The sequence below is a fragment of the Qipengyuania sp. JC766 genome (assembly GCF_040717445.1).
GTDB lineage: Bacteria > Pseudomonadota > Alphaproteobacteria > Sphingomonadales > Sphingomonadaceae > JC766.
The window spans coordinates 1,370,299-1,389,672 of the sequence record NZ_JBFEFL010000001.1 but is presented as its reverse complement, the minus strand read 5'-3'; the positions used below and the strand labels follow the sequence as shown (position 1 = coordinate 1,389,672).

The following is a 19,374-nucleotide window of genomic DNA, read 5'->3' as shown; positions in this document are numbered from 1 at the left end:
TGTTTCATCGCAGGCACGCAACGTCTTGTCCGGACAGCGAAATGGTCTCATAGCGCAACCCATGGCCGGTGGGGCACACTTTTCCTTCGAGGACGATGGCCAAGGCGGCGAGAAGCTGGCCCTGAAGGGCCCCTTCCTCGTATCCACCATCGGTCCGATCGACACCGAACTGCAGGGCATCGACGCGGAAATTTCCGCAGTCGACCTCGCGGACGTGACGGAGATCGACACGGCGGGCGCGTGGATCGCCTGCTCTATCGCCTCCCGCAACGATGTCAGCGTCATCAACGGGAGCGAGCGCGCCGAACGACTGATGGCCGCCCTGTCCGATGTCGGCAGCGAGGCGGAACTGTCCGCGCCGCGCGAACCCGTCTTCCGCCGGGTGCCGGGCCGGGTCGGGGAACAGGTCGTCAATTTCGGCAAGGGATTCGGCGGATCGGTTGCGTTCCTGGGCGAAGTGCTCGCCGCCTTTGCCGTGGTGCTGTTTACCCGGCCGTGGACCTTCCGCTTCAAGGCGCTGGTCCGCCAGATGGAACTGGTGGGCGTGTCGGCCTTGCCGATCGTCGGGCTGATGAGCTTCCTCATCGGGGTCGTCATCGCGCAGCAGGGCGCATCTCAGCTGGCGCAGTTCGGGGCGGAAACGCTGACCGTGAACCTTGTCGGCCGGATCACCTTGCGCGAACTGGGCGTGCTGATGACTGCGATCATGGTCGCGGGCCGTTCGGGCAGTGCCTTTGCCGCGCAGATCGGCACCATGCGCCTGACCGAGGAAGTGGACGCGATGCGCACCATCGGGATTTCGCCGATCGAGGCGCTCGTCCTGCCGCGCATCCTGGCAGCCGTGCTGATGATGCCGCTGCTCGGCTTCTACGCCGCGTGCCTCGCCATTGTCGGCGGCGCGGCGATCGCGGACGTGACGCTCGGCATCGCCTTCATGACCTTCCTCGAACGGATCCAGGAAGTCGTGCCGACCTACGATTTGTGGGTCGGTCTCATCAAGGCGCCGATCTTCGGCCTGATTGTGGCGCTGTGCGGCTGCTATCAGGGCATGCAGGTCGAAGGCGACAGCGAACAGGTCGGCCTGCGCACGACGCAGGCAGTGGTGACAGCGATCTTCTCCGTCATCGTGCTCGACGCGTTCTTCGCGGTGTTCTTCGCAGAAATAGGCTGGATGTGAGCCAGGACAGCGACCAGCAGGAGGACCGCCTCCCCGAGCGGCACGAGCGCTTCCGCGGCGAATATCCCGTCGTGGTGGAGGGCCTGCGCAACAGTTTCGGCGACCAGGTGATCCACGAGAACCTCGACCTGAAGGTTCGAAGGGGCGAGATCCTCGGCGTGGTCGGCGGGTCGGGCACCGGCAAGTCCGTCCTGATGCGCTCCATCATCGGACTCCAGCGCCCGGACGAGGGCGACGTGAAGGTCTTCGGCAAGTCCATCACCGATGCGGAGCCCGATGCGGCGATCGGTGTGCGCAGCCGCTGGGGCGTCCTGTTCCAGGGCGGGGCGCTGTTCTCCACCCTGACGGTGGGCGAGAACGTGGAAGTGCCGCTCAAGCAGTTCTACCCCGACATCGAACCCGAACTGCGGCGCGAGATCGCGCGCTACAAGGTCGTACTGTCCGGCCTGCCGGAAGAAGCGACCAACAAGTATCCGTCCGAGCTTTCGGGCGGGATGCGCAAGCGTGCCGGCCTCGCCCGGGCGCTGGCGCTCGATCCGGAAGTCCTGTTCCTGGACGAGCCGACCGCCGGCCTCGACCCGATCGGTGCGTCGAAATTCGACCGGCTGACCAAGGAACTGAAGGAGGTGCTGGGCCTGACCGTGTTCCTGATCACCCACGACCTCGATACGATCTACGAAATCTGCGACCGGGTCGCGGTGCTGGCGGACAAGAAGGTCATCAAGGTCGGCACGGTCAGCGAGTTGCTGGAGACCGACCATCCCTGGATCCAGGAATATTTCAACGGTCCGCGCGGCCGTGCGGCACTGACCGCGCAGGCGCTGGACGAGCTGCGCCAGCACATGGACAAGCCCATCGCCGGACACGCCGTCAAAGCGTTGGACAAGCAGACAGACACAGGTTCATAGGGCAAGACGATGGAAACACGCGCCAATCATCTCTGGGTCGGGATCGTCACGCTGATCCTCCTGGCGGGCCTCGCGCTCTTCGTCGTGTTCCTGACGCGCTGGGGACAGGGCGACCAGAAGGAATACGACATCCTGTTCCAGCAGTCCGTCGCCGGACTTGCCGAAGGCTCGCAGGTGTCCTTCGCGGGTGTGCCGGTGGGCACCGTGTCCGACATCGCCATTTCGCAGGAAGATCCCGAATTCATCCGCGTGCGGATCAAGGTGAAGGACGAGGTTCCGATCCTGATCGGAACCACTGCGACCGTGCAGGGGTCCTTCACCGGCGTGTCCACCATCCTGCTCGACGGCGCGCGCCAGGGAGCGCCCGCCATCACCTGCGAGACGACGGCATGCCTCGAACCCGGCATCCCGCAGATCCCGCCCGCCGATGGCGGCTTCAACGCGATCCTCGCCAATGCTCCGCTGCTGCTCGAACGGCTGGCGACGCTGACCGAGCGGCTGACGCAGCTGCTCGACGACCGCAACCAGAGCGAGATCACCGCGATCCTCGCCAACACCAACCAGATCACCGACCAGTTGGCCGACCAAGTCGCCATCCAGGGGCCGGAACTCCAGCGCACGCTGGTAGCCTTGCAGGGCACGCTCAACGAGGCGTCCGGCGCGTTGTCCGAATTCCAGAACGTCACCCGGTCGACCGACAGCCTGCTCAACCAGGAAGGCGCGGCGCTGGCAAAGGAACTGCGCGGGACGCTGAACTCGGCCAATAAGGCGGCCGCGTCGCTCAGCGCCGCGCTCGACGAGACGCGCCCCGCGACCCGCGCGATCACGCAGCAGCTGACGCAAAGCACGCTGCCTGCCGCCGAAGCGACCATGCAGGACCTGCGCAAGACCAGCGCGGCGCTGCGCAAAGTGACCGAACGGCTGGAGCAGGAAGGGGCGACCTCGCTCCTGTCCAGCCCGCCGCTGCCCGATTACGAGCCCGAGTGAGGCACCCGGAAATGACCCTGACCCGCATGATCCGTTTCGTTCCGCTGGCCTTCGCGCCCGTGCTCCTGGCCGGCTGCATCAGCTTCGGCGCCGAAGCGCCGCCCAGCCTGCTGACCCTGACCCCGCGCGCCACGTTGCAGGCGGGCAGTGCCGTCCAGGCGACCGAGTCCTCGGCGATCGCGGTTGCCGAGCCGGGCGTGCCGCAGAAGATCTCCGTGACCCGGGTCCCGGTGCAGGTGGACGAGACGACCATCGCCTATCTCAAGGACGCGGTCTGGGTGGAACGGCCCGCGCGCCTGTTCCAGCAATTGCTGGCAGAAACTCTGCGCGCCCGCGGCAATACCGTGGTGGTGGACGGGGACGATCCCGAATTCCTCGCCGCGACCCAGTTGCGCGGAACCTTGCGCGAATTCGGTTACGATGCGCAGGCCGGATCCGTCGTGGTGCGGTTCGATGCCGTGCGCGGCGGCGGGACCGAACCTGTCCAGACGCGCAGGTTCGAAAGCACGGTCCCGGTGATTTCCGGCGATGACGGACCCGAACCCGGCCCCGTGGGCGAAGCGCTGAACCAGGCTGCGAACGACGTCGCTGCCCAGGTCACCGACTGGGTCCGCTAACTCCGTTTCCCAACGCTCATTCGCCGATCAGTCGCGCGAAGCGGCCGGCCGTCAGGAAGAGCGCTTCTTTCGCCTCCCGGACCGCCGCGGCTTCGGCGTCGATGCCCCATTGTTCGGCCTGCCAGTCCTCTTCCAGATTGGCGGCGTTCCACAGTTCCTGCGGATCGCTGTCCGGATCGAGTGCCGCGAGAGCGATGCACAGCGATGCGGCGAGCGAGGCCATGGTCCTGACCGCGGCCATCCGGAACGGGTCGAGCTGCGCCAGTTCGCGCGAGAGGGCGTCGATGGTCTCTGCAGGCTGGGGCCGGTGCAGGACGCCCGATATCCGCTCGAAGCGCGTCGCGGTGTGCCGCTCCAGGTTTTCGAGCAGCGGTTCCCACAGCGCTTCCTGCCGCTCGAACAGGGGCGTGCCGGGATCGCCGCGATAGCAGAGCGTGTCGGTCTCCGCGAAGGGAAGCGTTTCGATGATGGTCTGCTGCGGATCGGGTGCGACCACGTCGATCGCCAGGTCCGCAAGATCGCGCAGCGGCAGGGAACGGGGATCGAGCATTTCCCCTTGCGCGCGCCATTCGGCCGCCATCGCTTCGGCCAGGCCGAGGGAAGGTACGATTTGCAGCTTGCCCTGCGCGGTCTTTACCGGGCGTTCGTCCAGCATGACAAGCCATCCGTCGCCCTCGCGCCGCGCCGTCGCATCCTTGTAGAACCGCTTCATTCCGGCGGGCTCCGCCAGCGTTTTGCCATCAACTTGGGAAGGAAGAAAAATTCGACCATGCCGATGACGATCAGGCCGTAGCCCAGGATCGGCGCATCGACGATGCGGCCGGACACCAGTACGGCACCGATCAGGGCCAGCACCGCGCCGCCCAGCCGCATCATCGACATCAGGAAGAAGCGCGTCCGGGCCAGATCGTCAGGATTGGTCATTCAGCATGTCCTTCAGTTCCGCAGCATCTGCCGCCACACCGCGGGCGCCGGCCTCGATCAGTTCTGCCGGCGTGTGGTAGCCCCAGGCGACGCCGATCGCGTCCACGCCCGCGGCGCGGGCCATCGCGATGTCGAACGTAGTGTCGCCGATCATCAAGGCGTCGCCCGGCTGCGCGCCCGCTTCGAAAAGCGTCGCTTCGAGCATGGCCGGATGGGGCTTGGAAGGGTGCCGGTCCGCTGTCTGCAGGCTGCAGAACAGGTCCAGCAAATCGTGCGTGGCAAGGCAGGATTGCAGGCCGCGATCGGACTTGCCGGTCGCCACGGCAAGCTGCCATCCGTTTGCGGAAAGATCCGCCAGCAGTGCGGCGATCCCGTCATACAGCGGTTCCTGCAGGCGGCCTTCCAGCCTGCTGGCCCGGAACGCCTCCTTGTAGGCATCGACGGCCGCGGCCTGCCGTTCTCCCGGCGCGTCGGGGGCAAGCTGGCGAACGGCCTGCGGCAGGCTTAACCCTACGATCCGGCGCACGGCATTGCGGTCCGGCAGAGGGAGGTCGGCCCGCGCAAAGGCGATTTCCATGGCGTCGCACACGCCGGCTTGCCCGTCGACCAGGGTTCCGTCGCAATCGAATATGGCGAGGCGCGTCACGCCAGCGTCCGCATCAGTTCGGCAATGGCCGCGGACCCTTGGGCATCAAGCCCTTCGATCAGGCGTTCCCGCTCGTCCTCCGGCTTGTTCTGGGACAGCTTCACCGTATCGCGCCAAGCGCGCACTTCCATTTCGAAGCCGACGATCCCGGCGAGCAGCTTGCGCCGGTAATCGTCCTCCATCTTGTCCATCGTCCACGGCGCGCCGCCATCCGTGATCCGCCCTTCGCTGCGGGCGGCGAGCGCTTCGAGGAACGCTTCCAGGCCTTCGCGTTCCATGCGGCGGACCGGACCTTCCATTTCCAGCGCGACATAATTCCATGTCGGCGCCTGGCTGGGATCGGCGTACCAGCGCGGCGAGACGTAGGCGTCGGGTCCGTTGACCAGCAGAAGCGCGGTGGTGCCTGCGAGGTGGCGCGTCATCGCGTTGCCGCGCGAAAGGTGGAACTGGATCGCTCCGTCGCCGGTCGACACCAGCGGGGTATGCGCGACGCGCGGACCGTCCGGCGTCTGCGCGAACACCATGCCGAAGCCGATCTGTTCGATCAGCGTTTCGTGTAGCGCGCGATCCCCGTCGCGAAAGGCGGGATGGGGATGCATCAGCGCTTGCGGCCCCTGCCGGGCTTCGCGCCGGGCTTCGCGCCGCCCTTTCCGCCTGGCTTTCCGCCGCCCGGTCCGGCACCCCCGCGCGCGCGGCGCGGCCCGCGCTGGGCACGGCGATACTGCTTGGCGTGCTGGCGCGCGGCCTGCTTCTTTTCCGCCTTGCTGCGCTCGGGTGGGCCGCGTTCGGGCTCCGCGTCGCTCAGTGCCGGATCGAAGCCGAGCTGTTCCATCGTGGCGGCGAAATGTTCGGGCAGGTCGGCCGTCACGTCCAGCTTGCCGCCCTCGGGCTGGTCGATGATCAGGCGGCGCGCGTGCAGGTGCATCTTGCGGCTCACGCTGCCGGTCAGCATCGCGTCCTGCCCGCCATACTTGCCATCGCCCACGATCGGGTGGCCGATCGCGGCGAGATGGACGCGCAACTGGTGGGTGCGGCCGGTCAGCGGCTCCAGTTCGACCCAGCAGGCCTTCTTGCCCGCCGAATCGACGACCCGGTAGCGCGTCTTCGCGGCCTGGCCGTTTTCCTCGTCCACGTGCATCTTCTCGCCGCCCGTGCCCGGCTGTTTGGCGAGCGGCGCGTCGATCGTGCCCTCGCGCACGTCGGGCACGCCCACGACGAGCGCCCAGTAGATCTTCTTCGCGCTGCGGCCCGAAAAGCGCTTGGAATAGGACGCGGCGCTGCCCGGCGTGCGGGCAACCAGCAGGACCCCGCTGGTGTCCTTGTCCAGCCGGTGGACGAGGCGCGGGCGCGGATCGTCCTCTCCCGGTGCGTAGGCATCGAGCAGGCCGTCCACGTGCTTGGTCGTCTTGCTGCCGCCCTGCGTGGCGAGGCCCGGGGGCTTGTTGAGCACGATGGCGGACGGGGTGGTCCTGATTACCATGTCCTCTGCCTGCGACAGCTCCTCCGCGGTCAATTCGCGGCGCGCGCGCGGCTTGCGATGCGGCGATTCGCCGCCGGGCGGTACGCGCAGGACCTGGCCCGCCTGGAGCCGGTCGTCCGGCTTGGCCCGCTTGCCGTCCACGCGGATCTGGCCGGTGCGGGCCCATTTGCCGATGGTGGCGAAGCCGATCTGCGGCAGGTGCCGCTTGAACCAGCGGTCGAGGCGCACGCCGTCATCGTCCGGCGCCACGGTGAACTGGCGCACTTCCCGGGATGCGTCCGTGCTCATGCCGTCGCCCGCATGACCAGGAGGCCTAGATAGAGGCCGAGCAGGCCAGCCGCGACCGAAGCGGCCGCGTATCCGATGGCCATGCCGGCCTGGCCGCGCTCGATCAGCAGCATCATCTCGAGGCTGAACGCGGAAAAGGTGGTGAAGCCGCCCAGCAGCCCGACCCCCAATAGCAGGCGCAGGCTTTCGCCGCCCGTGCCGTGCCGGGCCAGCCATCCCGCGAGGAGCCCCATCGCCAGGCTTCCCCCGACATTGGCGGTCAGGGTCGCGGCCGGAAAACCGCCGGCCAGCGGGCCGATCGCACGGCCGAGATGGAAGCGCAGCGCCGCGCCGATGCCGCCGCCGATCGCGACCAGACCCGTTGCCAGTAGGGGTGAAGGTGATGCCATGAGGTGCGCTGTAGCGATGCGCATGGCCGAGGGAAAGGCGCAGGACACTTGCAAGAAGGGCCGCTCTTGCGTATAGAAGGCACCAGCTGAGCCGATCCTGATTGGATTCGGCGCTTTTTTCGTTTCAATGAGAAGCGCACTCCCGCGCGATCTGCGGGCTCTGCCTTCGTATCGAGGTGTTTGGATTTATGCAGATCGTCGTTCGCGATAACAATGTGGAACAGGCCTTGCGCGCGCTCAAGAAGAAGCTGCAGCGCGAAGGTGTCTATCGCGAGATGAAGCTGCGTCGCCATTACGAAAAGCCGAGCGAGAAGCGCGCCCGTGAAAAGGCCGCCGCCGTTCGCCGTGCGCGCAAGATGGATCGCAAGCGCGCCGAACGCGACGGCTGACCATATGCTGTGCCCGCACGGGCATTCGCGCTTGAACCGACACTGTCGATAAGCCATCAGGGCGCGGATTCACGAAATCCGCGCCCTTTTGTTTTGCCGGCGCTTTTTCCAGGACATGCCATGACCGAAGTTACCCGCGTACCGTTGAAGCCCATCGGCAAGGGCACGCTTGCCAAGATGTGGATCGGCATCATCGCCGCCGTGCTCGTGGGAGCGGGGCTGGCTTGGGCCACCGTGCCGCCGGGAACCAGCATCACCGTGGTGCAGGCGGGCACCGGTCCGGTCGCCAAGGAAGGCGACGTGGTGTTCGCGAAATACGAAGGGCAGCTGGAGGATGGCACGGTGTTCGACCAGTCGCAGCCGACGCCGCCCGAAATCGCAGGTTTCTTCCCCGAAGGCACGCCTTTCCCGGTGGAGGAAGGCGCTTCGATCCCCGGATTCTACGAAGGTTTGACGCAGGTGCAGAAGGGCGGGACCTACCGCTTCGAAATCCCGTCCGACCAGGCCTATGGCGATACGCCGCAGCCCGGCTCCCCCATTCCGCCGGGATCCGACCTGACCTTCGAGGTCGAAGTGGTCGAGATCATGAGCCGCGCCGATTTCGATCGCCGGCTTCAGGTGCTGCAGGGCATGATGCAGCAGCAGATGATGCAGGGCCAGCCGGCCGAAGGGGCAGAGGGCGGCGCGCCCGGCACGCCGCAGGCGCCGCCTCCGCAGCCCGCTCCCCCGCAGTAAGACCGGGCCGTCAGGGCGGCGGCCACCGATTTCACGTGCCTTTGCGGTCCGGACCGGTATTCTTCGGTCCGGACTGCGCGAGGGGGCACGAAGATGATCGACCGATCCGGGGACGCGGCAGGGGAAACGCCGATCGCGAGTTCCGAGGCCGAGGACTGGCCGCTGCGTCCCGCCATCCTGGCCGCTCTGGGCGGCGTGGCTGGACTGGTCGTCTGGGAGCTGCTCGACGGCTTCGATCCCGGCCCCGTCCGATCCGCCTTCGCCGCTTTCATATTCTTCGCTTCGGGCACCCTTGGCTTCGTCCTGGGGCCACCCATCCGTATCGCGGACCTCGCCTTCGCCGCCGGCGTGGGGGCGGTCATGGGCGGGATCTCGGGCTGGGCCGTCGCGGCCGGGGCCAGCTATGCGGGCGAGGAATATGCCTTTGCCGCCGGCGTCTTCTTCGCGCTCCTCGCCATTCCGCTCTACCAGTCCGATTTCCACCGCCTGCGCTGGCACACACCCTATTGCGACACGCATTTCCATGTCTGGACCGACGCGGTCTGCGCCGGGGGCGCGTTCCTGTTCGTCATCCTGAGCTGGATATTGCTGTGGCTGCTGCACGGGCTGTTCAGCCTCGTCGGGATCGATCTCATCGACGAGATGATTCGCGAAGGATGGTTCGTCGGGCTTTTTTGCGGGGCGACATTCGGCGGGGCGCTGGGGGTCCTGCGTAACCAGATCGGCGTGATCGGGACGCTGCAGCGTGTCGTCATGCTGGTATTCTCCCTGCTCACAGTGCCGTTCGCGCTGGCAGTCGTCATCTTCGTGGCGATCCTGTTGCTTTCGGGCGGCAACGCCCTGTGGGAAGCGACCGACAGCGCGACGCCGGTCCTGCTGGCCTGCGCCGTCGGATGCTTCGTCCTCGCCAATTCCGTGGTGCGGGACGACGATGCATCGCGCAGCGGCAACGTGGTCATGCAAGCCGCCGCTCTGGCACTTGCCGTCATGATCCTCCCGCTGACAATCTTCGCCGCGATCAGCATGGGGATCCGCATCGACCAGTACGGTCTCGCGCCCGAGCGGATCTGGGCGCTGGTCGCGATCGCCATCGCATTTGCCTATGGCGTGGCGTACTGGGCCGCGCTCGTCCGGGGGCGCCTGACGGGCTGGGGCGCGCATATCCGGCGCGCCAACCTGCATCTCGCCGTGGTGACTTGCGCTATCGCATTCGTGCTCGCCATGCCGCTGCTCGATTTCGGCGCGATCTCGACCCGCGACCAGCTGGCGCGGTTGCAATCGGGCGAAGTTTCTCCGGAAGAGTTCGACTTCGCCGCTCTGCGCTGGGACTTCGGCGATGCGGGGCGAGATGGCCTCGCGGCTCTGGTCGCGTCGAAAGACGAAGCGATACGTGTCGAGGCTGGAGAGGCTTTGGCCCAGGAATCTCGTCCGGACCGCTGGAGCGACGAGTTTTGGGTGAGCGACATGACGGACCAGATCATTGTCTACCCATCTGGTGCCCAGATGCCGGATGCACTCGCCGAAGCGATCAAGTCCGAGCCGGTCTGTCGCGGCGATCTGGTTTGTCGCATCTATCTGCAGCCTGACGGGAGAACCGCCGCTGTTCTCGGAGATCGGTGCGTCCCGCCGCGGGTGTCCCGCGATGATGCTATCGAACCAAAGTATGATTGCAGTATTGATGCTGAACCCTTCGTCTTGATCGACGGTTCGTGGGTCGCCATCCAGTCAATTCCAACCGAGCCTGAGATGTCCGCTGAGGAAGAACGTGAATCGCTTCGCTTGGAGCGAGAGGCAATCGAGCGCGGCGACGTGCGGATCGCTCCTGCGCAAGAGCGGAGCATCTTTATCGGTGATAAACAGGTTGGCCCGATTTTCGATTAGATACCTCGCACGGGCTGCTTGATGGTGCGATGCGGCACGGCTAACGCGATCACTATGTCTATCACTCGCGACGAAGTGGCGAAAATCGCCAGTCTTGCCCGCATCCGCATGTCCGATGCGGAGCTCGAGCGCATGGCGCCGGAACTGAACAACATCCTCGACTGGGTCGAGCAGCTGGGCGAGGTCGATACGAGCGACGTCCAGCCGATGACGGCAGTCATTCCGCAGCAACTGCGCCTGCGCGCGGACGAGATCGACGCCGACCCGCTGACCGGCGGTGGCCGGCGAGAGGACGTGCTCGCCAACGCTCCGGCCGCCGAACACGGTTTCTTCGGCGTCCCCAAGGTGATCGAATAATGACGGACTTCACCAACATGGGTGTGAAGGCGATCCGCGACGGGGTCGTCTCCGGCGAATTCACGGCACGCGAAGTGGCGGAAAGCTACAACGCGGCGGTCGCTGACGCGGGCGCGCTTAACGCCTTCATCATCGCCACGCCGGACAAGGCGATCGAGGCCGCCGAAGCGGTCGATGACTCGCGCTCCGGCGGAAGGACGCTCGGCAAGATGGCGGGCGTGCCGATCGGCATGAAGGACCTGTTCTGCACGAAGGGTGTGCAGAGCACGGCTGCGAGCCGCATCCTCGAAGGCTTCGTCCCGGAATACGAGAGCACCGTTTCTCAGAAGCTTTGGGACGCAGGTGCCGGCATGCTGGGCAAGCTGAACCTCGACCAGTTCGCCATGGGGTCGTCCAACGAGACGAGCTATTTCGGCAATGTATCTTCCCCCTGGCGCAAGCAGGGCAGCAATTCGGCGATGAGCCCGGGCGGATCGTCCGGCGGATCCTCCGCCGCAGTCGCCGCGCGCATCGCGCCTGCCGCGACCGGCACGGACACCGGCGGATCGATCCGGCAGCCCGCCGCATTTGCCGGCATTACCGGGATCAAGCCGACCTATGGCCGTTGCAGCCGTTGGGGCATCGTCGCCTTTGCCAGCAGCCTCGACCAGGCCGGGCCGATGGCGCGCGACGTCACCGACTGCGCGATCATGCTGGAAGCGATGGCGGGCTTCGACCCGAAGGATTCGACCAGTCTCGACATGCCCGTGCCCGAATGGGAAGCCGGCCTTTCGGCGGACCTGAAAGGTAAGAAGATCGGTATCCCGAAGGAATACCGGATGGACGGTACGGACGAGGAAATCCTCGCCAGCTGGGAACAGGGCAAGGAATGGCTGCGCGATGCGGGCGCCGAGATCGTCGATATCTCGCTGCCGCACACGAAATACGCGCTGCCGGCCTATTACATCATCGCGCCCGCCGAAGCGTCCAGCAACCTCGCGCGCTATGACGGCGTGCGGTACGGCCTGCGCGACCTGCCGGACGGGGCGGGGCTGCAGGACATGTACGCCGCCACGCGCGCCGCCGGTTTCGGGGACGAGGTCAAGCGCCGCATCCTGATCGGCACCTATGTGCTCAGCGCCGGCTTCTACGACGCCTATTACAACCAGGCGCAGAAAGTCCGCGCGCTGGTCGCCCGCGACTTCGAAAAGGCCTGGGCGCAGTGCGACGCGATCCTTGCGCCGACCACGCCGACCGCCAGCTTCCCGCTGGGATCGTTGAACGACGATCCGCTGACCATGTACCTGAACGACGTGTTCGCGGTGCCGGCATCGCTCGCAGGCCTGCCGGCGATGAGCGTCCCGGCGACGGTCAACAAGGACGGGCTCCCGCTCGGCCTGCAGATCGTGGGCAAGCCTTTCGACGAGCAGGGCGTGTTGAATGCGGGCCTTGCGATAGAACAGCGGGCGCAATTTGCCGCAAAGCCGGAGAAGTGGTGGTGAGGGACAGGCTCTACCGTTCGGGTATGTCGCTGGTCTTTGTGGTCTTTATGGGAATAATTTGGCTCGAGAACCCGCCTTGGCAGTGGGGCGCGGCGGAATTCGGAAGCCTTCTCAGGATCGCCGGCGTGGTCTTTGGCTTGGTTTTACTCCTCTCCTTATTAGACCGCTTCGCGAAATCGCACGGCATGGGCGAGGCTCGTTTCAATCAGAATGGCAAGGTAATAGACGATGACTAATTACCGCATCCAGGGCGCGACAGGCGAGTGGGAGGTCGTGATCGGCCTCGAGGTCCATGCACAGGTGACTTCCAACGCGAAGCTGTTTTCCGGCGCCTCCACCGAGTTCGGGGCGGAGCCGAACGCGCAGGTCAGCCTGGTCGACGCGGCGATGCCCGGCATGCTGCCCGTGCCCAACCGCGAATGCATCCGCCAGGCAGTGCGCACCGGCATGGCGATCGAGGCGCAGATCAACGCCTGGAGCCGGTTCGACCGGAAGAACTACTTCTACGCCGACTTGCCGCAGGGCTACCAGATCAGCCAGCTCTACCACCCGCTCGTGGGCGAGGGGCAGCTGCTGATCGAGGCGGACGAAAAGGCCGGCATTCCCGAGGACAAGGTCATCGGGATCGAACGTATCCATGTGGAGCAGGACGCGGGCAAGCTGATGCACGACCAGCACCCGACCATGAGCTATGTCGACCTCAACCGCAGCGGCGTGGCGCTGATGGAAATCGTTTCCCGGCCCGACATGCGCAGCCCCGCCGAGGCCGGCGCCTATGTCCGCAAGCTGCGCAGCATCCTGCGCTATGTCGGCAGTTGCGACGGCAACATGGAAGAAGGTTCGATGCGCGCGGACGTGAACGTGTCCGTGCGCAAGCCCGGCGCGGAATTCGGAACGCGCACCGAAACGAAGAACGTCAATTCGGTGCGGTTCGTGATGCAGGTCATCGAATACGAGGCGAATCGCCAGGTCGACGTGATCGAGAATGGCGGCACGGTGGACCAGGAAACCCGCCTGTTCGATCCCAACACCGGCACCACGCGCACCATGCGCAGCAAGGAAGACGCGCACGATTATCGCTATTTCCCCGATCCGGACCTGCTGCCGCTGGAACTGGATGAGGACTTCCTCGCCGAATGCCGCGAGAGCCTGCCCGAGCTGCCGGATGCCAAGCGCCGCCGGTACGAGCAGGAACTGGGCCTGACGCCCTACAACGCACGCGAACTGACGGCGGAGGTGGAGACCTTCGCCCGTTTCGAAACGCTGCTGGAAGCGAGCGCGAAGGCGATCGGCAAGCCGGCGGCCGACGTCGCCACGCAGGTCGCCAACTGGGCGCTTTCGGTGGCACCGGGCGTTATGAAGTCGCTGGGCGAGGAAGCGGACCCCGCCTTCGCCAAGGCCGATGCGCAGGCAGCGATCCTGGCGATGCAGGATAAGGGCGAGATTTCCGGCGGACAGGCAAAGGAAATCTACGAGATCGTCCTCAAGACCGGACGCGAGCCGGCCGAGATCGCCGAGACCGAGGGCTTGAAGCAGGTCAGCGATACCGGTGCGATCGAAAGCGCGATCGACGACATCCTTGCCAACAACCAGGACAAGGTGGAGCAGTATCGCGGCGGGAAGGACAAGCTGTTCGGCTTCTTCGTCGGCCAGACGATGAAGGCGATGCAGGGCAAGGCCAACCCGGCGGTGGTGAACCAGCTGCTGAAGGACAAGCTGGGCTGACGCCCGGCTCCGTCCGCCGGCCTATTTCCCGGCGCGGGCCACGAACCGTTCGACCCGCTGGCGGGTCCCGGACACGATCAGCAGGTCGCCCAGTTCGACCTGCGTGTGCGCTTCTGCATAGATGAAGTCCTGGCCCGGCCGCTTGACGCCGACCACCGTAACGCCGTGATCGGTCCGGATACGGCTCTGGCCGAGCGATTTGCCGGAAACGTCGCTCGGCGTGGCCATCTTGGCGATGGCGAAGTCGTCGTCGAACTCGATGTAATCGATCATCTGTCCGCTCAGGATATGGGCCACGCGCTCACCCATCCTCGCTTCGGGATAGACGATGTTGGTCGCGCCGGTCCGCTCCAGGATGCGGCCGTGATTGGCGTTGATGGCCTTGGCCCAGATCTGCTGTACGCCGAGGTCGGAGAGGGCGAGGACCGACAGGACGCTCGCCTCGAGATCGGTGCCGATCCCGACGACTGCAGCCTCGAAATCCTCGACGCCAAGTTTGCGCAGCGTTTCTATGTCGGTGGCATCCGCTTCCACGCACTGGGTCACCACATCGGCCATCTGGCGCACGTTTTCGGGGCTCACGTCGATGCCGAGGACTTCGTGGCCCATTCGGCCGAGCGAGCGGGCCACGGCTTCGCCGAAACGGCCCAGACCGATGACGAGGATCGGTTTCCTGCGTTTAGCCGACAATGGGGTTCTCCTCCGGATAACGATAGGGTTTGCGTGCATCGCCCAGCGCCAGCGCCGTTGCGACGGTAATGGTTCCGACCCGCCCGATGAACATCAGCGCGATGATGACGAGCTGGCCTGCCACCGGCAGGTCCGCCGTGATGCCGGTGGACAGGCCGACGGTGGAAAAGGCGGAGATCGTTTCGAACAGCACCGCGTCCATCGGCAGCGGAGTGATGGCCAGGATGAAGGCGGTGCCGAGGGTGATGAGCATCAGCGCTAGGATGATGACCGACAAGGCCTGCCGTTCAATGCCATGGCCCACGCGGCGACCGAACAGGGCAGCGTCGCGCTGCCCGCGGACTTCGCAGAAGACGATTGCCAGCAGCACGAAGAAGGTCGTTATCTTGATCCCGCCGGCGGTCCCCGCGCTGCCGCCGCCGATGAACATGAGCAGGTAATTGCCCATCAACGTCTCGTCACGGAAGCTGCCGACGTCGAGGCTGTTGAAACCGGCGGTGCGCGGCATGGCGGAATGGAAGGCGGCGTTGAGCGCCTTGTCCGCGAACGACATCGGGCCGAGCGTGTCGGGGTTGGACCATTCGGCCACCAGCACGCCGATGAAGCCCGCCGATAGCAGCAGCACCGTGCCGAGGACGGTGATCTTCGAATGAAGCGTCCATTTGCGCACCGCGAACGGACGGGCGCGCAGTTCCTGCATCACCGGGAAGCCAAGGGCGGTAATGATGACCGACAGCATGATGGGGACCAGGATCAGCCAATCTGACTGGAAGCCCATGACGCTGTCCGAAAAGGTCGAGAAGCCGGCATTGTTGAACGCGCTGACCGAATGAAACACGCCGTGCCACAGCGCCTCTCCCCAGCCGAAACCGTGGTGGAAGTGGAAGCGCAGGGTCAGGATCGCCGCGACGATCAGTTCCACCGTCACGGTGATGCCCAGTACCAGCTTCAGGACGGAGCGTGCGCTGCCGATGTCCAGCCGGCTGCGTTCCACCTGGGTGGCCATCCGGTCGCGCAAGCCGAAGCTGCGCCCGGCGAGCAGGCCGAGCAGCGTGGCGGCGGTCATGATTCCGAACCCGCCGATCTGGAACAGCAGCAGGATGACGCCCTGTCCGAAGCCGGTCCAGTAGGTGGGGGTATCGACCACGATGAGGCCGGTGACCGCCACGGCCGAGGTCGCCGTGAACAGGGCGGTGATGAAAGGTGCGCTATCGCTCCCGACCCGGGCGACGGGTAGCATCAGCAGGATCGTGCCGATCCCGATCGCGGCCAGGAACAGGGCCGGGATGAAGCGGATCGGGTTCTGGAGCGGCTTCGGCAAGCGAAAGGACCTCACGGACGCCTCTGCGATGGGCGGGCGGCGCGCTTATGCCTCAATCCGAGTCGGAGCAAGACGATAATGATACGGGCCTACCTTTCGCCCGTCAGCCGAGATAGGAGCGGGCCATTTCGCGGATGTCCACGCGCGCTTTCACCCGTGCTGCAAGAAGCGCCGTCCCGCTGATCTTGCGCTGTACGAACAGCGTTTCGACAGGCGGGATGTGCCAGGTCGCCCGGTCGCTCGCCATTTCCATGCCCTGTTCACGAAGGACGCCGACGAAGGCGCGGTCCCCGAAATCGAACGGGCCTTCGCGGTTCATCTCGCGAAGGACGATGTCGATCATCCGGTCGAGCAGGTCGCGATGGTTCTCGACGACGGCGGGGCCGACGAAACCGGCCTCCACCGCTGCCGCGCGCACCGCATCCCGGTCTTCGGCCAGCCCCGCCGAGAGCAGGCGCCGGTACCCGTCCGCGACCGAGGGTTCGACGTCGCGGGCGGCCCCGAAATCGAGTAGGATGAGCTGTCCGGTTTCACGCCGGTACCGGTAATTGGCAAAGTTGGGATCGGTCTGCATGACGCCGAACTCGAACAGTTCGCGCAGCACCAGGTCGATCAGTTCAGCCATGGCGCGATCGCGGATGTCCTGCGGCTCGGTCTCCAGCGCCTCGATCGGTTCGCCGGCGACGAAATCCATGGTGAGGACCCTGACCGTCGAGAGGTCGTCATGGGGCAGGGGGACGAGATAGCGGTCGTCGCCATCCAGCATCGTGGCATAGCGGCGCATCTGCTCCGCTTCGCGCAGATAGTCCGCCTCTTCGTGCAATTGCCGCTTCGCTTCCTCCAGCAGCGGCCCGATCGCCAGTTCGCGCGGCAGCAGGCCCGACACGCGCAGCAAGGTCGCGACATTGTCGACATCGCTGTCGATGCTCTCGCGAACGCCGGGATACTGGACCTTGATCGCCAATTCGCGGCCGTCGGGCAGGATCGCGTGATGGACCTGCCCGATGGAGGCGGCGGCGATGGGCGTGGCGTTGAACCGCCGGAAGCGCGTGCGCCAGCCCTTGCCCCATTCGGCATCGAGGACATCGCGCAGCTGCGCCGGTGGCATCCGATGGGCCTGTGACCGAAGGGCGGACAGTATCTCCGCGAGCTCCGGCGGAAGAAACTCGCCTGCATCCATGCTGATCATCTGGCCCAGCTTCATGGCGGCGCCACGCAGGTGGGAAAGCTGGTCGGTCAGGCGACGGGCATTCGCCGGGGTCAGGAGCAGGTCGCGCATCTGGGGGCGTTCGCCACGTGCGAGACGGCGCGCGCCTTCCCCGATCAGGCTTCCGGCAACCCCGCCGGCAAGTTTGCCGAAGGCGCCGAGCCGCGACGCGCGGCCGCTGGGCACCGCGCGGTAGCGGGCATTGTCGACAGGCGTATCGTCCTCGTCGTCCATCGGCATGGCATTACCTCCGAAATGGTCAGCGCGTCAGCAACGAAACGCAGGAAGGGCCGCCGGATTTCTCCGACGGCCCTTTCCGGATATCGCGTCTTCGTCAGTCGGCGCCGACGAAAATCGCCTTGGCGTTGGCGAACTCCTTTATGCCGAAGCCGCCATGTTCGCGGCCGTAGCCCGAATTCTTGACTCCGCCGAAGGGCATGGAAGGGTCGGCGACACCGAAGGTGTTGATGAAGATCATGCCGGTATCGAAATGCTGCGCCGCCAGTTCGATCGCCTTTTCGGTATTGCGCGACAGGATGCCGCCGCCGAGCCCGTAGCGGCTGTCGTTTGCGATGCGCATGGCATCCTCGTCGTCCTTCGCGCGGATGACGGAAGCCACGGGGCCGAAGATCTCGTCGTCATAGGCCGGCTGGCCCTTGGCCACATCGGTCAGGACGGTGGCGGGATAGAACGCGCCCGGGCCGTCCGGGATCTCGCCGCCGCAGGCGATGGTCGCGCCCTTTTCGACCGACTGGTCGACCTGCTTCTGGACATCGTCCCGCAGGTCGGTGCGGGCCATCGGGCCCATGTCGGTATCGTCTGAATTGGGATCGCCGGTCTTGACCGCTTCGAACCGGGCGACGAATTTTTCGACGAATTCGTCGTAGACGGCTTCCGTCACGATGAACCGCTTGCCGTTGATGCAGGTCTGGCCATTGTTGTAGAGCCGCGCATTGGCGCAGACTTTCACGGCGACATCGAGGTCGGCGTCCTCCAGCACGAGATAGGCATCGTTCGATCCGAGCTCGAGCACCGTGGGCTTGAGCGCCTTGCCGGCTTCTTCCGCAATGTGCTTGCCCGCACCATCGGACCCGGTGAGGGTCACACCACGCACCTTGTTGTGCGCGATGATCGCGTCCGACACGTCATGGTCGATGACGAGGACGGTGAAGAGGTTCTCCGGCAGTCCGCCCTTTTCGAAAATCTCCGCGATCTTGAGCCCGCTGCCGGTGCAGTTGGCGGCATGCTTCAGCAGCACGCCATTGCCGGTCATGAGGTTGGCGATAGCGTAGCGAATGACCTGATAGGCGGGGAAGTTCCACGGCTGGATGCCGTAGATCACGCCGATGGGCGAGTAATGGACGATACCGCGACCGGCGTTGCCGGGTTCGCGCTTCTCGTCCGCGAGTTCCTTGGGACCATTCTCTGCCGTATAGTCGCAGATGGCCGCGCACAGTTCGACCTCGTCGCGGCTATCCTTGATAAGTTTGCCGACCTCGTCGGTCATCAGCTGGGCGAGTTCGTCCTTGTGGTCGCGCAGGGCCTTGCCCACTCCGCGCAGGACCTCCGCCCGGTCTTCGAGACTGCGCATCTTCCATTCCTGGAAAGCTGCGTGGCACGCCTCGACCTTGTGCTTCGCTTCGTCCGCCGAGATGCGGTCGTAGGTCGACAGGTCTTCGCCCGTGGCGGGATTGATGGTGGTTACCTGGTTCATGGGGGGATGCCTTCCGGTTTCGGGGTTTGTTATCCGAACGTCAGGCAGGACGGTCCCGTTCCGAAACTGATTTCGGCACGGCCGCGCGCATCAAAAAAGGCCGCCGGATCGCTCCGGCGGCCTTCGTTTTAGTAGTACAGAAAAAAGAGGGTCAGCCCTGCTTTTCGCCCGTCAGCGGCATGTCGCCGAAGGCACCCGCATTGACCTTGCCGGTCATCTGGTCGCCGTTGACGGTGGCTTCGCAGTTCAGTTCCATCGGCATCGGGACGGTCATGTCCATCTTCCACTTCAGCGTGTCGCCGTCGATCGTGCCGTCCTTGACATCCATGGAACCCATGCCGCCGGCCATGCTGCCGGTGAAGGTGTTGCCATCGTCGCCCGGAACCACGGTGAAGGTCCCCTTCTGGTCGCCCATCGGGCTCTTCACGACGGTATCATAGGTGCCTGCTACGGACATT

At 65.6% G+C, this 19,374-nt stretch carries 22 protein-coding genes; 11 read left to right on the top strand and 11 right to left on the bottom strand.

All coding sequences use genetic code 11. From position 1 onward, the window contains the following. The first annotated feature begins 61 nt into the window (after positions 1 to 61). The 4 genes from AB1K63_RS06905 to AB1K63_RS06890 are packed head-to-tail and all read left to right on the top strand — an operon-like array spanning position 62 to position 3,689. Positions 62 to 1,177: an ABC transporter permease gene (locus AB1K63_RS06905; RefSeq protein ID WP_366959265.1), complete on the top strand. Its 1,116-nt coding sequence runs from the start codon at positions 62 to 64 to the stop codon at positions 1,175 to 1,177. Next, entirely contained in the window at positions 1,174 to 2,085 is a 912-nt protein-coding gene (locus AB1K63_RS06900) for an ABC transporter ATP-binding protein (RefSeq protein ID WP_366959262.1), read from the top strand. Before AB1K63_RS06905 ends, AB1K63_RS06900 begins: the two co-directional genes overlap by 4 nt. A gap of 9 nt (positions 2,086 to 2,094) precedes the next feature. Then, positions 2,095 to 3,072, top strand: coding sequence for an MlaD family protein (locus tag AB1K63_RS06895; protein WP_366959261.1), 978 nt, complete (start codon positions 2,095 to 2,097; stop codon positions 3,070 to 3,072). Between the two features lie 11 nt (positions 3,073 to 3,083). Beyond that, a complete protein-coding gene (locus AB1K63_RS06890) occupies positions 3,084 to 3,689 on the top strand; it encodes an ABC-type transport auxiliary lipoprotein family protein (RefSeq protein WP_366959259.1) in 606 nt (201 codons plus the stop codon). A 16-nt stretch (positions 3,690 to 3,705) separates the two neighbouring features. On the opposite strand, the gene AB1K63_RS06885 is transcribed toward AB1K63_RS06890, so the two are convergent. Genes AB1K63_RS06885 through crcB form a run of 6 tightly spaced genes read right to left on the bottom strand, consistent with a single transcriptional unit; the run spans position 3,706 to position 7,416 of the window. After that, the gene (locus AB1K63_RS06885; protein ID WP_366959258.1) at positions 3,706 to 4,401 is read right to left on the bottom strand and encodes an ATP12 family protein; all 696 of its coding nucleotides are present in this window, start codon (positions 4,399 to 4,401) and stop codon (positions 3,706 to 3,708) included. After that, the gene (locus tag AB1K63_RS06880) at positions 4,398 to 4,613 is read right to left on the bottom strand and encodes a hypothetical protein (RefSeq protein WP_366959256.1); all 216 of its coding nucleotides are present in this window, start codon (positions 4,611 to 4,613) and stop codon (positions 4,398 to 4,400) included. Before AB1K63_RS06880 ends, AB1K63_RS06885 begins: the two co-directional genes overlap by 4 nt. Continuing rightward, positions 4,600 to 5,259, bottom strand: coding sequence for an HAD-IA family hydrolase (locus AB1K63_RS06875; RefSeq protein WP_366959255.1), 660 nt, complete (start codon positions 5,257 to 5,259; stop codon positions 4,600 to 4,602). Before AB1K63_RS06875 ends, AB1K63_RS06880 begins: the two co-directional genes overlap by 14 nt. Next, positions 5,256 to 5,858, bottom strand: coding sequence for an FMN-binding negative transcriptional regulator (locus tag AB1K63_RS06870; RefSeq protein WP_366959254.1), 603 nt, complete (start codon positions 5,856 to 5,858; stop codon positions 5,256 to 5,258). Before AB1K63_RS06870 ends, AB1K63_RS06875 begins: the two co-directional genes overlap by 4 nt. Continuing rightward, the gene (locus AB1K63_RS06865; RefSeq protein WP_366959253.1) at positions 5,858 to 7,027 is read right to left on the bottom strand and encodes an RluA family pseudouridine synthase; all 1,170 of its coding nucleotides are present in this window, start codon (positions 7,025 to 7,027) and stop codon (positions 5,858 to 5,860) included. The genes AB1K63_RS06870 and AB1K63_RS06865 overlap by 1 nt, the downstream gene beginning before the upstream one ends. After that, the gene (crcB, locus tag AB1K63_RS06860; RefSeq protein WP_366959251.1) at positions 7,024 to 7,416 is read right to left on the bottom strand and encodes a fluoride efflux transporter CrcB; all 393 of its coding nucleotides are present in this window, start codon (positions 7,414 to 7,416) and stop codon (positions 7,024 to 7,026) included. Before crcB ends, AB1K63_RS06865 begins: the two co-directional genes overlap by 4 nt. Before the next feature lie 188 nt (positions 7,417 to 7,604). Between crcB and rpsU the strand changes: the two genes are divergently transcribed. The 7 genes from rpsU (at position 7,605) to gatB (ending at position 13,984) form a co-directional block, all read left to right on the top strand. Continuing rightward, positions 7,605 to 7,805, top strand: a complete 201-nt coding sequence (gene rpsU / locus AB1K63_RS06855; protein ID WP_366959250.1) for a 30S ribosomal protein S21 — start codon at positions 7,605 to 7,607, stop codon at positions 7,803 to 7,805. A 120-nt stretch (positions 7,806 to 7,925) separates the two neighbouring features. Beyond that, entirely contained in the window at positions 7,926 to 8,540 is a 615-nt protein-coding gene (locus AB1K63_RS06850; RefSeq protein WP_366959249.1) for an FKBP-type peptidyl-prolyl cis-trans isomerase, read from the top strand. A gap of 93 nt (positions 8,541 to 8,633) precedes the next feature. Continuing rightward, a complete protein-coding gene (locus AB1K63_RS06845; RefSeq protein WP_366959247.1) occupies positions 8,634 to 10,421 on the top strand; it encodes a DUF4153 domain-containing protein in 1,788 nt (595 codons plus the stop codon). 54 nt (positions 10,422 to 10,475) lie between these two features. Next, positions 10,476 to 10,778: an Asp-tRNA(Asn)/Glu-tRNA(Gln) amidotransferase subunit GatC gene (gene gatC / locus AB1K63_RS06840; RefSeq protein WP_366959246.1), complete on the top strand. Its 303-nt coding sequence runs from the start codon at positions 10,476 to 10,478 to the stop codon at positions 10,776 to 10,778. Next, positions 10,778 to 12,259 (top strand): Asp-tRNA(Asn)/Glu-tRNA(Gln) amidotransferase subunit GatA, encoded by a 1,482-nt coding sequence (gene gatA / locus AB1K63_RS06835; RefSeq protein ID WP_366959245.1) that lies wholly within the window; start codon positions 10,778 to 10,780, stop codon positions 12,257 to 12,259. The genes gatC and gatA overlap by 1 nt, the downstream gene beginning before the upstream one ends. After that, positions 12,256 to 12,495 carry a hypothetical protein gene (locus tag AB1K63_RS06830; protein ID WP_366959243.1) on the top strand — a complete coding sequence of 80 codons (240 nt, stop codon included), beginning with the start codon at positions 12,256 to 12,258 and terminating at the stop codon, positions 12,493 to 12,495. Before gatA ends, AB1K63_RS06830 begins: the two co-directional genes overlap by 4 nt. Then, positions 12,488 to 13,984: an Asp-tRNA(Asn)/Glu-tRNA(Gln) amidotransferase subunit GatB gene (gene gatB, locus AB1K63_RS06825; protein WP_366959242.1), complete on the top strand. Its 1,497-nt coding sequence runs from the start codon at positions 12,488 to 12,490 to the stop codon at positions 13,982 to 13,984. The genes AB1K63_RS06830 and gatB overlap by 8 nt, the downstream gene beginning before the upstream one ends. Positions 13,985 to 14,005: 21 nt before the next feature. Here gatB and AB1K63_RS06820 read toward each other — a convergent pair whose 3' ends face one another. From AB1K63_RS06820 to AB1K63_RS06800, 5 genes are all read right to left on the bottom strand, one after another. Then, positions 14,006 to 14,674 (bottom strand): TrkA family potassium uptake protein, encoded by a 669-nt coding sequence (locus tag AB1K63_RS06820; RefSeq protein WP_366959240.1) that lies wholly within the window; start codon positions 14,672 to 14,674, stop codon positions 14,006 to 14,008. Beyond that, positions 14,664 to 15,995, bottom strand: a complete 1,332-nt coding sequence (locus AB1K63_RS06815; protein ID WP_366959239.1) for a potassium transporter TrkG — start codon at positions 15,993 to 15,995, stop codon at positions 14,664 to 14,666. The genes AB1K63_RS06820 and AB1K63_RS06815 overlap by 11 nt, the downstream gene beginning before the upstream one ends. A gap of 103 nt (positions 15,996 to 16,098) precedes the next feature. Further along, complete coding sequence (locus AB1K63_RS06810; RefSeq protein ID WP_366960661.1) at positions 16,099 to 17,436, bottom strand: AarF/ABC1/UbiB kinase family protein; 1,338 nt, start codon at positions 17,434 to 17,436, stop codon at positions 16,099 to 16,101. A 100-nt stretch (positions 17,437 to 17,536) separates the two neighbouring features. Then, complete coding sequence (locus AB1K63_RS06805) at positions 17,537 to 18,916, bottom strand: NAD-dependent succinate-semialdehyde dehydrogenase (protein WP_366959238.1); 1,380 nt, start codon at positions 18,914 to 18,916, stop codon at positions 17,537 to 17,539. 151 nt (positions 18,917 to 19,067) lie between these two features. After that, positions 19,068 to 19,373, bottom strand: a complete 306-nt coding sequence (locus tag AB1K63_RS06800; protein WP_010238991.1) for a hypothetical protein — start codon at positions 19,371 to 19,373, stop codon at positions 19,068 to 19,070. Position 19,374 lies beyond the last annotated feature (1 nt).